Origin of the sequence: Leclercia sp. UBA7405 (genome assembly GCF_037152215.1) — a bacterium.
Classification (GTDB): Bacteria; Pseudomonadota; Gammaproteobacteria; order Enterobacterales; family Enterobacteriaceae; genus Enterobacter; species Enterobacter pneumoniae.
The window spans coordinates 167,882-182,571 of the sequence record NZ_JBBCMR010000005.1 but is presented as its reverse complement, the minus strand read 5'-3'; the positions used below and the strand labels follow the sequence as shown (position 1 = coordinate 182,571).

Below are 14,690 nucleotides of genomic sequence, written 5' to 3'. Positions count from 1 at the left end.
TCCTCTTAATGCTTTGAATATGGCGTTTCGACGCGGTCGAGAAACAGCGTGGCGGCAAGCAGGTCGGCAGCGCCGCCCGGTGAGGCGTTGAGTGCCAGCATCTGACGATCTAACGTCGCCAGCGCCAGTTGGCCTGCGGGCGTGGCACATCCTCCGGCGTTCAGCACGGCACGGGCGCCGTCCTGCATGGCGTCCAGCCCCTCCATTCCGGCGCGCGACAGCACGCAGGTATCGGTAAGCGACGTCATGATGGCCATCAGCGCGTCGAGCCTCGCCTGCGCTTCGCTGCTGCCGTTAAGTCGGCTCAGACGAAGCTGTGGCAGCGCACGCTGCATGATGTGCGGAAACGCCTGCTGCGCCTCTTCACGCGCACCCGGCACGCGATAGCGATGCGTGGCGCGTAGCCCTTTGCTGAACACTTTCGGTGCGGCGTCATCCGGCAGTTTTGCCAGCCGGGCGGCGGTGTCTGCGACGGTTTGCGCAGAGGCGTCGCCGCCCTGCATCGCCACCGCGCTGACCAGTAATCCCAGCGCCCAAATCGCACCCCGGTGGGTATTGACCCCGCCGGTTGCATTCATCATCTGCTGCTCGCCTTCGCGGCCAAGCCGCCCGACGGTTTGCCTGAGCGCAACGTCAGCCGGACGCTGCCAGCTTTGCTGCGCCAGCGCCTGAAACGTAGGGGTCAGGCTGTGCGCGGAGCGCTCCATCAGCGCCAGCGTAAGATCGTGGTGCGCGCCGTTCCCCCGACTGTCCACCAGACCGGGTTTCGGGCTTAATCGTGCTTCGTCAATCAGACACTGCGTGGCGGTTCGCGCCAGCCATTCGGCACCGCCTTCAACCTGAATCTGGGGCAGAAGTTTCATTACCAGCTCCGGAATTTCGCAGGTGGGTTATACAGACCGCCGGACCACTCAACGAGGTCAGACACGCTGCCCGCCGCCAGCAGTGAGCGGGTGGCATCGGTGCGGCGAATGCCCATATCTTCCGGGTAAACCACTTTTCCGCTCTGGCGAAGTTCTGCGACGCGTTTGGCGTCTACGCCCAGACCGATATCGGTGATCCCCGCCACGGCGGCAACCATCGCCCGACGCTCTTCCAGATCTTTGGCACGATAGAGGTAAGCAATCCCCTCTTCGGTCAGGACGTGGGTCACGTCATCGCCGTAAATCATTACCGGTGCCAGCGGCATCCCGGAGGCTTTCGCCACGTCGACGGCATCCAGTTTCTCCACGAAGGTCGGCTTCACGCCTGCCTGGAAGGTTTCCACCATCTGTACGACCAGTTTTTTACCACGCTGCAGTGGGTCAGGCTCGGTGATCATGTTCAGCCAGGCCGGTGTGGCGTGGCGACGACCGTGCGGGTCGTGCCCCATGTTTGGCGCACCGCCGAAGCCGGAGAGACGCCCGCGGGTCACGGTTGAGGAGTTAGCGTAGCCGTCCACCTGGAGGGTGGAACCGATAAACATATCCACCGCATACTGGCCTGCCAGCTGGCAGAAGGCGCGGTTGGAACGCATGGAGCCGTCGGCACCGGTAAAGAAGATGTCCGGACGGGCGCGGATGTACTCTTCCATCCCCAGCTCGCCGCCGAAGCAGTGCACGCTCTCCACCCAGCCGCTCTCAATCGCCGGGATCAGCGTTGGGTGCGGGTTCAGAGTCCAGTGCTTACAGATTTTGCCCTTCAGGCCGAGCTGTTCGCCGTAGGTCGGCAGCAGCAGCTCAATCGCTGCGGTGTTAAAGCCGATCCCGTGGTTGAGGGACTGCACCTGATGTTCCGCGTAGATGCCCTTAATCGCCATCATCGCCATCAGGATGTGTTCCTGTTTGATCAGGCGCGGGTCGCGGGTGAACAGCGGTTCAATAAAGAACGGCTTGTCGGCCACTACCACGTAGTCGATCCAGGAGCCTGGAATATCCACGCGCGGCAGATCGCATTCGTCGTCCACCAGCTCGTTCACCTGTGCGATGACGATCCCGTCGTGGAACGCGGCGGCTTCAACCAGCGCCGGGGTATCTTCGGTGCTCGCCCCGGTATAGAGGTTACCTTTACGGTCCGCTTTAAAACCGGCAATCAGGGCCACGTTGGGCGAGAGGTCGACGTAGAGGCGGGAATAGAGTTCGATATAAGTGTGGATCGCGCCAATTTCGAGCTGGCCATCTTCCAGCAACTGCGAAATACGCAGGCTCTGGGTACCCGAGAAAGAGAAGTCCAGCTTACGGGCGATCCCTTTCTCGAAGATATCCAGATGCTCGCTGCGCCCGACGCTTGGCATGATCATATGCAGGTCATGCACTATTTGCGGATTCACTTCAGCGAGTGAGCGGGAAAGAAAATCTGCCTGCTTCTGGTTGTTGCCTTCCAGAACGACTTTGTCGCCTGGTGCGATCAGTTTTTCCAGCATGGCGACAAAATCGCCAGTCGGCAGTACCTTGCCCTGAACCGGTACGGATGCCAGACGACGCGCTTTTTCCGTGCGTCTGGTGTTCCATTGCCGGGTAGGTGTTTGCCCAGATAACATTATTAACCTCCTGATTCAGCACATCATTCTGATTTGCTTAACGTTGAGTAAAGTGTGCGCGCTGGTGAGAAAGGCATCAATTAAGCGTAGAGCGCAATCATTAGCCTGAGAGTAATAATCAACGTTAGGAAATGTGATCGGGATCAGTTCATGTTTCGGAAATACGGGCTAAACGGGGTACAATTCGGAAGGTATAGTAAATTTCAGACAAGAATCATCATCATCCTTATGACTCAAATTATTCCATCAGACTTCGACATTGCGACCGAAGAGAGCGCAGAATTTGTGCCCATGCGCGGCGTGGCGAATCGCCATCTGCAAACCATGCTGCCGCGCCTCATTCGCCGCAAAGTGCGCTTCACGCCGCATTGGCAGCGTCTCGACCTGCCCGATGATGATTTTGTCGATTTAGCCTGGAGTGAAGAGCCGCTCAGTGCGCGACATAAACCCCGGCTGGTGGTGTTCCACGGCCTGGAGGGGAGCCTGCACAGCCCTTATGCTCACGGTCTGATTGAGGCGGCGAAAGCGCGCGGCTGGCTTGGCGTGGTGATGCACTTTCGCGGATGCAGCGGCGAGCCAAATCGGCAAAAGCGCATCTATCACTCCGGTGAAACGGAAGACGGTACCTGGTTCCTGCGCTGGCTGGCCGAAACGCTCGGCCCGGCTCCTACCGCTGCGGTGGGGTATTCACTCGGGGGAAACATGCTCGCCTGTCTGCTGGCGAAAGAGGGTGAAAGCGTTCCGCTGGATGCCGCCGCCATCGTATCGGCGCCGTTTATGCTGGAGCAGTGCAGTTACCATATGGAAAAAGGCTTTTCGCGCGTTTATCAGCGCTATCTGCTGAACCTGCTGAAAGCCAATGCAGCGCGAAAGCTGAAGGCTTATCCCGACACGCTGCCGGTGAGCCTGCGCCAGCTGAAGAAAGTGCGCCGTATTCGCGAGTTCGACGATCTGATCACCGCGAAAATCCACGGTTTTGCCGATGCGATCGACTATTACCGCCAGTGCAGCGCCATGCCCGTACTGAGTAAGATCACCAAGCCGACGCTGATTATTCATGCTAAAGACGATCCCTTTATGGATCACCACTCCATCCCGGCGCAGGAATTTTTGCCCGCTAACGTCCATTATCAACTGACCGAGCACGGCGGCCACGTCGGCTTTGTTGGCGGCACGTTGCGTCGTCCACAGATGTGGCTGGAAACCCGTATTCCGGACTGGCTGACAACATACCTGGAACCGAAACTATGATCATTCCCTGGCAAGATCTGGCTCCCGAAACGCTGGATAATCTGATTGAAAGCTTTGTGTTACGTGAAGGCACAGATTATGGTGAACAAGAACGCACGCTCGAACAGAAAGTGGCCGATGTTAAGCGTCAGCTGCAAAACGGCGAGGTACTGATCGTGTGGTCCGAGCTACATGAAACCGTCAACGTCATGCCCCGCAATCAATTTCGCGGTTAATCGCTTCATCTTTCTACTCAGGGAGTTGCTATGTCCGCCAGACATCCGGTTATTGCCGTCACAGGATCGAGTGGTGCAGGCACCACCACTACCAGCCTCGCCTTTCGTAAAATCTTCTCTCAGCTTCATTTAAGCGCCGCAGAGGTCGAGGGTGACAGCTTTCACCGCTACACCCGTCCTGAGATGGACATGGCCATTCGTAAAGCGCGCGATCTGGGTAAGCACATTAGTTATTTCGGCCCGGAAGCGAACGATTTCGGCCTGCTGGAGCAAACCTTTCTCGAGTATGGCCTGAGCGGTAAAGGGCAGTCACGCAAATACCTGCACACCTATGACGAAGCGGTGCCCTGGAATCAGGTGCCGGGCACCTTCACCCCCTGGCAGCCGCTGCCGGAGCCGACGGATGTGCTGTTTTACGAAGGGCTGCACGGCGGCGTGGTCACGCCACAGCACGACGTGGCGCGCCATGTTGACCTGCTGGTGGGCGTGGTGCCTATCGTTAACCTCGAGTGGATTCAGAAACTGACCCGCGATACCAGCGAGCGTGGACATTCGCGTGAGGCGGTGATGGACTCCGTGGTGCGCTCGATGGAAGACTATATCAATTTCCTGACGCCGCAGTTCTCGCGCACCCACATCAACTTCCAGCGCGTCCCTACGGTGGATACCTCTAACCCCTTTGCGGCTAAAGCTATCCCCTCTCTGGATGAGAGCTTTGTGGTGATCCATTTCCGCAACCTGGAGGATATCGACTATCCCTGGCTGCTGGCGATGCTGCAGGGCTCATTTATTTCGCACATGAATACGCTGGTCGTGCCGGGCGGGAAGATGGGGCTGGCGATGGAGCTGATTATGACGCCGCTGGTGCAAAGATTGATGGAAGGGAAGAAGATCGCATAAGCCTGTTCCCTCTCCCTGTGGGAGAGGGTTAGGGTGAGGGCATCAACACGCACGATGCCCCATAAATTACGCTTCGATCACCTCATACGAATGCGTAATATTCACCGCTTTCTCCAGCATCAACGCCACGGAGCAATACTTCTCTGCTGACAGATCCACGGCGCGGGAGACCGCCGCGTCTTTCAGTTCTTTACCCGTGACAATGAAGTGCAGGTTGATATGCGTGAACAGGCGCGGCGCCTCTTCACGGCGTTCCGAGGTCAGTTTCACTTCGCAGTTTGTCACCTCATGGCGACCTTTTTGCAGGATTGAAACCACATCAATTGCGCTGCAACCGCCAGCGGCCATCAGCACCATCTCCATCGGGCTTGGCGCCTTATCTCCGGAGTTGCCGTCCATCAAAATCTGGTGCCCGGAAGCCGACTCGCCCAGGAACGTTAAGCCCTCAACCCATTTCACACGCGCTTGCATTGTAGTTAACTCCGAAGTTGCAATTTTCCTGACAGATTACGCGCCAGTAACAATTCTGGCAACGGAAGGCGACCTGTATCAAGCTGAAGCGAGACACCAGGAGACAGGCGGCTAAAGCTATGCTAAAACAGTCTGGATGCTACAGTAATACATTGACATTACGCATGTATGCAGAGGACATCACACATTACAGGCTGCTGAATATTGTGACAGCCCGATTCCCAGGAATGGGGAAGAATTCGATTGCAACCCCAGAGTGAAGGCGTCCATCCCGGCTCTGGAGACAGCTTATAACAGAGGATAACAGCGCATGGTGCTTGGCAAACCGCAAACAGACCCGACTCTCGAATGGTTCTTGTCTCATTGCCACATTCATAAGTACCCATCGAAGAGCACGCTGATTCACCAGGGTGAAAAAGCGGAAACGTTGTATTACATCGTTAAAGGCTCCGTGGCCGTGTTGATCAAAGATGAAGAAGGGAAAGAGATGATCCTTTCTTATCTGAACCAGGGCGACTTTATTGGCGAACTGGGCCTGTTTGAAGAAGGTCAGGAACGTAGCGCCTGGGTACGGGCAAAAACCGCGTGTGAAGTGGCTGAGATCTCCTACAAGAAGTTCCGCCAGCTGATCCAGGTGAACCCGGACATTCTGATGCGCCTCTCATCGCAGATGGCACGCCGCCTGCAGGTGACTTCTGAGAAAGTGGGTAACCTCGCCTTCCTGGACGTGACCGGCCGTATCGCTCAGACGCTGCTGAATCTGGCAAAACAACCTGACGCGATGACCCATCCGGATGGTATGCAGATCAAAATCACCCGTCAGGAGATTGGTCAGATTGTGGGTTGTTCCCGCGAAACCGTTGGCCGTATTCTGAAAATGCTGGAAGATCAGAACCTGATCTCCGCCCACGGCAAAACGATCGTGGTTTACGGGACGCGTTAATTCCGAAAGAACGGCGTGCCATCGCAAGATGTCACGCCGTTTTTGTCTCTGGCATCTATGTGGCGCAGGCTGATTTATCACCCGGAAGTTAACTACGCACTCCGACAAACGCTGGTGCTGTGTCTTCCTGTGGCCGTCGGTCTGATTCTCGGCCACCTGCAACAGGGTCTGCTCTTCTCTCTCGTGCCTGCCTGCTGCAACATCGCAGGGCTGGATACTCCCCATAAACGCTTTTTCAAACGCCTGATCGTTGGCGGCTCGCTCTTTGCCGGCTGTAGCCTCGCCGTCCAGTTACTGCTGGCCCGCGACATCCCCCTGCCCCTGATCCTCACCCTGCTGGCAATGACGTTAGGGGTGACGGCAGAGATCAGCTCTTTGCATGCCAGGCTGCTACCCGCCTCGCTGATTGCCGCCATCTTTACCCTGAGCCTGGCGGGCAATATGCCGGTGTGGGAGCCGTTGCTGATCTATACGCTGGGCACGCTCTGGTATGGGCTGTTTAACTGGTTCTGGTTCTGGATGTGGCGCGAACAGCCGCTGCGGGAATCGCTGAGCTTGTTGTACCGCCAGCTTGCCGACTACTGCGAAGCGAAATATACCCTGCTCACCCAGCATACCGACCCGGAAAAATCCCTGCCGCCGCTGCTGGCCCGCCAGCAGAAGGTGGTGGATCTTATCAGCCAGTGTTATCAGCAGTTACACATGCTGGCAGCTAACAGAAATCACGAATACAAACGTCTGTTGCGAACCTTCCAGGTCGGGCTCGACTTGCAGGAGCATATCTCCGTCAGCCTGCATCACCCGGAAGAGGTGCAAAAGCTGGTGGAACGCAGCCACGCCGAAGCCGTGATCAGATGGAATGCCCAGACCGTCGCTGCACGCCTGCGTGTGCTCTCGGATAATATCCTCTATCACCGCTACCCCACCCGCTTCAGCATGGACAAGCAGCTGGGGGCGCTGGAGAAAATCGCCCGGCAGCACCCGGAAAACCCGGTTGGGCAGTTCTGTGCCTGGCACTTTAGCCGCATCGCCCGCGTGCTACGTACCCAGCGTCCGCTCTACTCGCGCGACCTGATGGCCGATAAGCAAAAACGTCTGCCGCTCTTCCCGGCGCTGAAAAGTTATCTGTCGCTCAAGTCTTCCGCGCTGCGCAATGCCGCACGCATCAGCGTCATGCTCAGCATCGCCAGCCTGATGGGGATGGCCCTCCATTTACCGAAGCCCTACTGGATCCTTATGACCGTCCTGCTGGTTACGCAAAACGGCTACGGGGCGACGCGGGTACGCATATTCCACCGGGCAGGCGGTACCCTGGCAGGGCTGATTATCGCGGGTGCCACGCTGCACTTCCACGTGCCGGAGGGCTTTACGTTACTGAGCATGCTGCTGATTACGCTGGTGAGCTACCTGATCATCCGTAAAAATTACGGCTGGGCGACGGTCGGCTTTACGGTAACCGCGGTATACACGCTGCAGCTCCTCACGCTGAACGGCGATCAGTTTATCATCGCCCGTCTCGCAGACACGCTGATAGGCTGTTTAATCGCTTTTGGCGGCATGGTGTGGCTGTGGCCGCAGTGGCAAAGCGGGTTGCTACGACAGAACGCCCACGATGCGCTGGAAGCCGACCAGGAGGCTATTCGCCTCATCCTGAGCAGTGATCCTCAGCCAACACCGCTTGCCTGGCAGCGCATGAAGGTGAACCAGGCGCACAACGCCCTGTTCAACTCGCTGAATCAGGCGATGCAGGAGCCGGGGTTCAATTCACACTACCTGGCCGACATGAAGCTGTGGGTCACGCACAGCCAGTTCATCGTAGAACATATCAATGCCATGACGACGCTGGCGCGGGAACACACCATGCTGACGCCGGATCTGGCCGAGCGCTATCTGCAGTCTTGTGAAATTGCGCTGCAGCGTTGTCAGCAGCGGCTGGATTATGACGCGCCGGGAGAGAGTGGCGACGCCAATATTCTGGAAGCGCCGGAGACGCTGACCCACGGGCCGATGAGCACCCTGGAGCAGCATCTACAACGCATATTGGGGCATTTGAGTACCATGCACACCATTTCGTCGGTGGCATGGCGTCAACGTCCGCATCACGGTGTCTGGTTAACCCGTATCTTGAAGCGGACGCCGTACTGATCAGGCCAGGACCATGCTCTTCACCGCGGCGGCAAAACGGCTCAATCCCTCGTCAATATCGTTATCTTCCACCACCAGCGAAGGGGCAAAGCGCATCACGTCCGGGCCCGCATTGAGGACCATCACCCCTTCCTGTGCCGCAGCGTGCAGGAAATCACGTGCCCGCCCTTTAAACTGCGGCTTAAGCTCAGCACCGACCAGCAGCCCCATCCCACGGATTTCGCTGAAAACGTCATACTGCTCGTCGATCTGCTGCAGCTGTTTTACAAAGCGTTCACGCTTCGCGTTCACGCCGCTAAGCACTTCGGGCGTATTAATAATATCAAAGGCCGCGCCCGCAATAGCGCAGGCAAGCGGATTACCGCCGTAAGTAGAGCCGTGAGACCCCACGTGGAATGCGGAGGCGATATCCTGCGTGGTGAGCACCGCGCTGATCGGGAAGCCGCCGCCCAGCGCTTTAGCGCTGGTGAGAATATCTGGCGTCACGCCGTAATGTTGATAGGCGAAAAGTTCGCCGGTTCGGCCCATGCCACTCTGTACTTCGTCAAAGACCAGCAGCGCCTGATGCTGGTCGCACAGATCGCGCAGCCCCTGCAGAAACGCCGGCGTCGCCGCCGTCACGCCGCCTTCGCCCTGAATCGGCTCCACCACTACGGCGCAGGTATGATCGTCCATCACCGCCTTCACCGCATGCAGATCATTGAAGGGAACATGGATGATGTCAGCCGGTTTCGGGCCAAATCCATCGGAATACTTCGGCTGGCCGCCAACGGAAACCGTGAATAACGACCGCCCGTGAAAGGCATTATGAAAAGCGATGATTTTGGTTTTGTAGGGGCTATGGCGGGTAGAGGCATAGTAACGGGCCAGTTTAAAGGCAGTTTCGTTGGCTTCGGTCCCCGAGTTCATAAACAACACACGTTCGGCAAAGGTCGCATCAATGATCTTACGTCCCAGGCGCAGGGCGGGTTCATTAGTGAAGACATTGCTGGTGTGCCACAGGGTCTCGCCCTGGGTTTTCAGCGCCTCTACCAGCGCCGGGTGGCAGTGGCCTAACGCGGTTACCGCAATCCCGCCGGCGAAATCAACGTACTCTTTCCCCTCCTGATCCCAGACGCGGCTCCCTTTCCCCTTAACCGGGATAAATTCAGCCGGTGCATAAACTGGCAGAATGACGTCGTCGAATGTCGCACGTGTAATTGCAGATTGTTCAGTTGCCATGTAACCCCACCCTTTTTTAAGCAAAAACAGGAAGTGAAAATATAATCACGAAATATGCTTAAAAAATCACTTTGTGGCAACTAAAAATCAACGATGAAGGAAATTAGCCAGCAGTTGGTGCCCCTGCTCGCTAAGAATGCTCTCCGGATGGAACTGGACGCCTTCCAGATCCCACTCACGATGGCGGATACCCATGATCTCCTGCGTCTCACTCCAGGCGGTGACCTCAAAGCAGGCGGGAAGCGTAGCAGGATCAATTAACAGCGAGTGATAGCGGGTCACGGTGAGCGGGTTGTTTAACCCCTGGAAAACGCCGATCCCGCTATGGGTGATGGGGCTGGTTTTACCGTGCATGACCCTTGCTGCACGGACAATGCTCGCGCCAAATACCTGAGCAATGGCCTGATGGCCGAGGCAGACGCCGAGCAGCGGTATGTTACCGGCATAATGGCGGATGACCTCAAGCGAGATCCCTGACTCATCAGGCGTGCAGGGGCCAGGCGAGATAACGATTTTTTGTGGATCCAGAGCAGCGATATCTGCCAGCGTTAGCGCATCGTTTCGTCGTACTTCCACCTCGGCCCCCAGCTCGCAAAAATACTGGTACAGGTTCCAGGTAAACGAATCGTAATTATCAATCAGTAAAATCATGGCGGCTCCGGGTCAACAATCGCCGCCCTATTTTACTCAGATTCTCCCGCTTCGCTCACCACTTTGCCAAAGATGGTCTGCAACGCGCTGAGATCGCCCATCGCCCCGCTCTGATTGGCCTGCGCCCAGGCCTCGGGATCAATATCGCGCCAGTTGAGCTGGTAACCCGCATGGATAGCCAGTTGTTCAAAGAAGATGCGCTGCGCAATACCATTGCCGATACGGAATGGATGCAGGACGTTAATTTCACAATAATAATGGCTGAGGCGGGCGACAAACTCCTCTGGGTTCAACCCCACCAGGTACGCTTCATCCTCCAGATCCTGCATAAGGGCATTGCCCTCTTTTTCGATATAGGCGAAGTGACAAAAACGGGTGTCCCCCTGGTAAATATCGATTTCGCGAATCTCTCCCGCCCAGTCAAACACATCCTGGTAAAGATGGCGATGAATGGCGCACAGATGTGGCAAGCCGCGCGCAGAGGGCCCCAGGGGCAAAGTTGCAGCGCGCAGAGCCGTCAGTTCATAGGCCGCCTGCGCAAGGCGTTCAGCCTGGCGAATCCCCAGCCGGTTACGCATCACATTCAAACCAGGATAGAGATAAGGGTCGCGACCGTCGCCGTATTTATCGCTCATAGTGCCTCCTGAGTTCCTCAAGGCGCACCTGCGCTTCGTCCGCATTAAGCGTAACCAGTGGACTGTCGACCCCCTCAAGGAGGCGGCTGGCCCGGAAATTGGCATTTCGTAGCTGCTCCCAGAGACGGGATTTTTGCTTATCGGTGAGCTTTTTCACTTATGTCCTCCCTGCTTGTGTCCGTGTTTGCCACAAGTATAAGCAGCAAATAGCGGTTCCGCAGGGAGGAAAACGCATCGCGGACGTAGAATGCCCGCGTAAAGGGCGATTAAGGCAGGACTTTCGCGGAGAGGATAACTATCGGTTTTGACGGAACATTTTGGTATGGGCCCACGTCGTGAGTCTGCACCTGAGAAATCTTATCCGCCACGTCCATTCCTTTCACAATTTTACCAAACACTGCATAGCCAAAATCACGCTGTCCGTGATCGAGGAAGGCATTGTCAGCCACATTGAGGAAGAACTGGCTGGTTGCGCTGTCTTTATCAGCGGTACGCGCCATAGAGATGGTGCCGCGCTTGTTCAGCAGTCCGTTATCCGCTTCGTTTTTGATTGGCGGGTTAGGTTTCTTCTGCTGCATCTGCTCGGTGAAACCGCCGCCCTGGATCATAAAGCCCGGGATCACACGGTGGAAGGTGGTGTTGTTATAGAAGCCACTGTTTACGTAATCGAGGAAGTTTTTTACCGATACAGGGGCTTTCTGGCTATTCAGTTCCAGCTCAATGTTGCCGGCGGAAGTGGTCAACAGAACGTGAGGGTCTCCTTTCGCTGCCAGCGCAGCAGGAGAAACGGCAGAAAAAGCAAACACAGCTGCAACAGCCGCCAGTGTTGATTTGAGCATGAGAATTCCTTAACAAAGCGCAGTATAAAAAGCGAATGGCTTGATTCTAAAGAGCAGTATGAGCCGAGACCAGCCTTTTACCTAATTTTACGAAAATGAAACAATTATTACCGCGCAAACGATTGGTTATCTCGCCGATTAATGTGATCTGGATCACATATAAAACTGCAACGATCTTCAAATTTCTCTTAAAAGATATGAATGGATCACTTTAATGTCTAAAATCTGCCCGCCCTCAGCGCCCTTTCCGGCGCTTCTCTTTTTTGAACAGGCCAGACATGACTAACAGCAATCGCATCAAGCTCACATGGATCAGCTTCTTCTCCTACGCCCTGACCGGCGCGTTGGTGATCGTCACCGGGATGGTGATGGGAAATATCGCAGACTACTTCCAGCTGCCCGTTTCCAGCATGAGTAACACCTTCACCTTCCTTAACGCGGGGATCTTGATCTCCATCTTCCTGAACGCCTGGCTGATGGAAATTGTCCCGCTGAAAACACAGCTGCGCTTTGGCTTTGTGCTGATGGTTGCCGCCGTGGCGGGCCTGATGCTCAGCCACAGCATCGCGCTCTTCTCTGCCGCCATGTTCGTACTGGGTCTGGTGAGCGGGATCACCATGTCCATCGGTACCTTCCTGATTACTCACATGTATGAAGGCCGTCAGCGCGGCGCTCGCCTGCTCTTTACCGACTCCTTCTTTAGCATGGCCGGCATGATATTCCCGATGGTGGCTGCCGTGTTGCTGGCACGTAGCATTGAGTGGTACTGGGTATACGCCTGCATCGGGCTGGTGTACGTAGCGATCTTTATTCTGACCTTCGGCTGCGACTTCCCGGTGCTGGGCAAAAAAGCGCAGACGACCTCAGAGCCGGTGGTGAAAGAGAAATGGGGCATCGGCGTACTGTTTCTCTCTATCGCGGCCCTGTGCTACATCCTGGGGCAGCTGGGCTTTATCTCCTGGGTACCGGAATATGCGAAAGGTCTGGGCATGAGCCTGAATGACGCGGGTAAACTGGTGAGCGATTTCTGGATGTCTTACATGTTCGGTATGTGGGCGTTTAGCTTCATCCTGCGCTTCTTCGACCTGCAGCGCATTCTGACCGTACTGGCGGGGCTGGCAACCGTGCTGATGTATCTGTTCATCAACGGTTCACCGGAGCATATGCCATGGTTCATTCTGACCCTGGGCTTCTTCTCCAGCGCGATTTATACCTCCATCATTACGCTGGGATCGCTGCAGACCAAAGTGGCCTCGCCGAAGCTGGTGAACTTCGTTCTGACCTGCGGCACCATCGGCACCATGCTGACCTTTGTGGTTACCGGCCCGATCGTGGCGCACAGCGGCCCGCTGGCCGCCCTGCATACCGCTAACGGTCTGTACGCCGTGGTGTTTGTTATGTGTCTGGTACTGGGCTTTGTGACCCGCCACCGCCAGCACAACATGGCGGCAGCGTCGCACTAATCCTTATGCCCCTTTGCGCTCTGCGAAGGGGCTGTTTTTCGTAAGGAATACCTCCTCCCCACCGTTGTCCATCTGAATCCAGGTCTGCGCCAGCTGCGTGGTGGCAATCACCCGCCCGTGACGAATTGACCAGCGTACCGGCACCTGACAGCGCACCGCTTCAAAACCGCTCTCCGCGGGCAAAATAATCAGGTTCGCCGGATTTCCCGTCTCGATGCCGTAATCGCTCAGTCCGAAGGTGCGGGCGCTGTTGTGAGTGATCAGGTTCAGCCCACTGTCGATCTGCGAATAACCCATCATCTGGCACACATGTAGCCCCATATGCAGCACCTGCAGCATATTGCCGGTGCCGAGTGGGTACCAGGGATCAAAGACGTCATCATGGCCGAAGCAGACGTTAATCCCCGCCTCCTGCAGCTCTTTAACCCGGGTAATGCCGCGACGCTTAGGGTAGTCGTCAAAGCGACCCTGCAGGTGGATATTCACGAGCGGGTTAGCCACAAAGTTAATCCCCGACATCTTCAGCAGCCGGAATAGCCGCGAGGTGTAAGCGCCATTGTAGGAGTGCATGGCCGTGGTATGGCTGGCGGTCACGCGCGGGCCAATACCTGCCTCATAGGCCAGGGTTGCCACCGTCTCGACAAACCGTGACTGTTCGTCGTCGATTTCATCGCAGTGAATGTCCAGCGGACGGTCATATTTCTTCGCCAGCGCGAAGGCGATGTGCAGCGACTCCACGCCATACTCGCGGGTGAACTCAAAATGCGGGATTGCGCCGACCACATCCGCCCCCAGCTTTAACGCCTCTTCCAGCAGCGCCGCGCCGTTCGGGTAAGAGAGGATCCCCTCCTGCGGAAATGCCACGATTTGCAGCGTCACCCACGGCGCCACCTCCTGTTTCACCTCCAGCATGGCCTTCAGGGCGGTAAGCGTCGGGTCGGAGACATCCACGTGGGTACGTACAAACTGGATGCCGTTGGCAATTTGCCATTTCAGCGTCTTCCAGGCGCGTGCTTTCACATCGTCGTGGCTCAGCTGCGCCTTGCGCTCCGCCCAACGTTCAATGCCCTCGAACAGGGTGCCGGACTGGTTCCAGTTCGGCTCACCTGCGGTCTGGGTGGTATCGAGATGAATATGCGGCTCAATAAACGGCGGGATCGCCAGGCCGCCGCGGCCATTAAGCACTTCATAACTTTCAGCGTGGGCATCGCCCATCGGCGTAATCTCGCCAAAATGACCGTTCTCCACGGCAAGTTGCCAGAGCCCTTCACGGCCAGGTAAACGGACATTCTGGATAAGCCAAAGCGGAGCTGTACTCATGATGTTCTCCTGAAAAACGCGGCTGAAATTTAGAGGTAGCCGGATCGGCATAATAACCCTGTAATTTGTACACAAATTCGACAAAGACGAAAAGCTCGATATTTCCGCAACTTAGAAA

15 protein-coding genes are annotated in these 14,690 nt (G+C 56.4%); 6 read left to right on the top strand and 9 right to left on the bottom strand.

Translation table 11 applies throughout. The annotated features are described in order from the left end of the window. Positions 1 to 5 precede the first annotated feature (5 nt). Together WFN75_RS19935 and mdcA are read right to left on the bottom strand one after the other, a co-directional pair. A complete protein-coding gene (locus WFN75_RS19935; RefSeq protein ID WP_006177846.1) occupies positions 6 to 863 on the bottom strand; it encodes a triphosphoribosyl-dephospho-CoA synthase in 858 nt (285 codons plus the stop codon). Then, complete coding sequence (gene mdcA, locus WFN75_RS19930) at positions 863 to 2,518, bottom strand: malonate decarboxylase subunit alpha (RefSeq protein WP_046886745.1); 1,656 nt, start codon at positions 2,516 to 2,518, stop codon at positions 863 to 865. The genes WFN75_RS19935 and mdcA overlap by 1 nt, the downstream gene beginning before the upstream one ends. Before the next feature lie 228 nt (positions 2,519 to 2,746). On the opposite strand from mdcA, the gene WFN75_RS19925 reads away from it, so the two are divergent. Genes WFN75_RS19925 through WFN75_RS19915 form a run of 3 tightly spaced genes read left to right on the top strand, consistent with a single transcriptional unit; the run spans position 2,747 to position 4,884 of the window. Continuing rightward, a complete protein-coding gene (locus WFN75_RS19925) occupies positions 2,747 to 3,769 on the top strand; it encodes a hydrolase (protein ID WP_040078325.1) in 1,023 nt (340 codons plus the stop codon). Beyond that, positions 3,766 to 3,984, top strand: coding sequence for a YheU family protein (locus WFN75_RS19920; protein WP_040078324.1), 219 nt, complete (start codon positions 3,766 to 3,768; stop codon positions 3,982 to 3,984). Before WFN75_RS19925 ends, WFN75_RS19920 begins: the two co-directional genes overlap by 4 nt. A 30-nt stretch (positions 3,985 to 4,014) precedes the next feature. After that, positions 4,015 to 4,884 carry a phosphoribulokinase gene (locus tag WFN75_RS19915; RefSeq protein WP_040078322.1) on the top strand — a complete coding sequence of 290 codons (870 nt, stop codon included), beginning with the start codon at positions 4,015 to 4,017 and terminating at the stop codon, positions 4,882 to 4,884. Between the two features lie 66 nt (positions 4,885 to 4,950). Here WFN75_RS19915 and WFN75_RS19910 read toward each other — a convergent pair whose 3' ends face one another. After that, positions 4,951 to 5,355 (bottom strand): OsmC family protein, encoded by a 405-nt coding sequence (locus WFN75_RS19910; RefSeq protein WP_040078321.1) that lies wholly within the window; start codon positions 5,353 to 5,355, stop codon positions 4,951 to 4,953. Positions 5,356 to 5,665: 310 nt separating this feature from the next. Between WFN75_RS19910 and crp the strand changes: the two genes are divergently transcribed. Together crp and WFN75_RS19900 are read left to right on the top strand one after the other, a co-directional pair. After that, entirely contained in the window at positions 5,666 to 6,298 is a 633-nt protein-coding gene (gene crp / locus WFN75_RS19905; RefSeq protein WP_000242758.1) for a cAMP-activated global transcriptional regulator CRP, read from the top strand. 57 nt (positions 6,299 to 6,355) lie between these two features. Beyond that, entirely contained in the window at positions 6,356 to 8,443 is a 2,088-nt protein-coding gene (locus WFN75_RS19900; protein WP_046886748.1) for a YccS/YhfK family putative transporter, read from the top strand. On the opposite strand, the gene argD is transcribed toward WFN75_RS19900, so the two are convergent. The 5 genes from argD to ppiA all read right to left on the bottom strand — a co-directional run bounded on the left by argD (position 8,444) and on the right by ppiA (position 11,789). Beyond that, entirely contained in the window at positions 8,444 to 9,664 is a 1,221-nt protein-coding gene (gene argD, locus WFN75_RS19895; RefSeq protein WP_336996707.1) for a bifunctional acetylornithine/succinyldiaminopimelate transaminase, read from the bottom strand. Positions 9,665 to 9,751: 87 nt separating this feature from the next. After that, entirely contained in the window at positions 9,752 to 10,315 is a 564-nt protein-coding gene (pabA, locus tag WFN75_RS19890; protein ID WP_040078317.1) for an aminodeoxychorismate synthase component 2, read from the bottom strand. A gap of 32 nt (positions 10,316 to 10,347) precedes the next feature. After that, positions 10,348 to 10,950, bottom strand: a complete 603-nt coding sequence (locus tag WFN75_RS19885) for a putative adenosine monophosphate-protein transferase Fic (RefSeq protein WP_046886751.1) — start codon at positions 10,948 to 10,950, stop codon at positions 10,348 to 10,350. Next, positions 10,940 to 11,107 (bottom strand): YhfG family protein, encoded by a 168-nt coding sequence (locus tag WFN75_RS19880; protein WP_072039554.1) that lies wholly within the window; start codon positions 11,105 to 11,107, stop codon positions 10,940 to 10,942. Before WFN75_RS19880 ends, WFN75_RS19885 begins: the two co-directional genes overlap by 11 nt. 109 nt (positions 11,108 to 11,216) lie before the next feature. Continuing rightward, complete coding sequence (gene ppiA, locus WFN75_RS19875) at positions 11,217 to 11,789, bottom strand: peptidylprolyl isomerase A (protein WP_263617141.1); 573 nt, start codon at positions 11,787 to 11,789, stop codon at positions 11,217 to 11,219. Positions 11,790 to 12,067: 278 nt separating this feature from the next. Between ppiA and tsgA the strand changes: the two genes are divergently transcribed. Beyond that, entirely contained in the window at positions 12,068 to 13,252 is a 1,185-nt protein-coding gene (tsgA, locus tag WFN75_RS19870; RefSeq protein ID WP_040078313.1) for an MFS transporter TsgA, read from the top strand. Positions 13,253 to 13,255: 3 nt separating this feature from the next. On the opposite strand, the gene WFN75_RS19865 is transcribed toward tsgA, so the two are convergent. Next, positions 13,256 to 14,572 (bottom strand): cytosine deaminase, encoded by a 1,317-nt coding sequence (locus WFN75_RS19865; RefSeq protein ID WP_336996706.1) that lies wholly within the window; start codon positions 14,570 to 14,572, stop codon positions 13,256 to 13,258. Positions 14,573 to 14,690 lie beyond the last annotated feature (118 nt).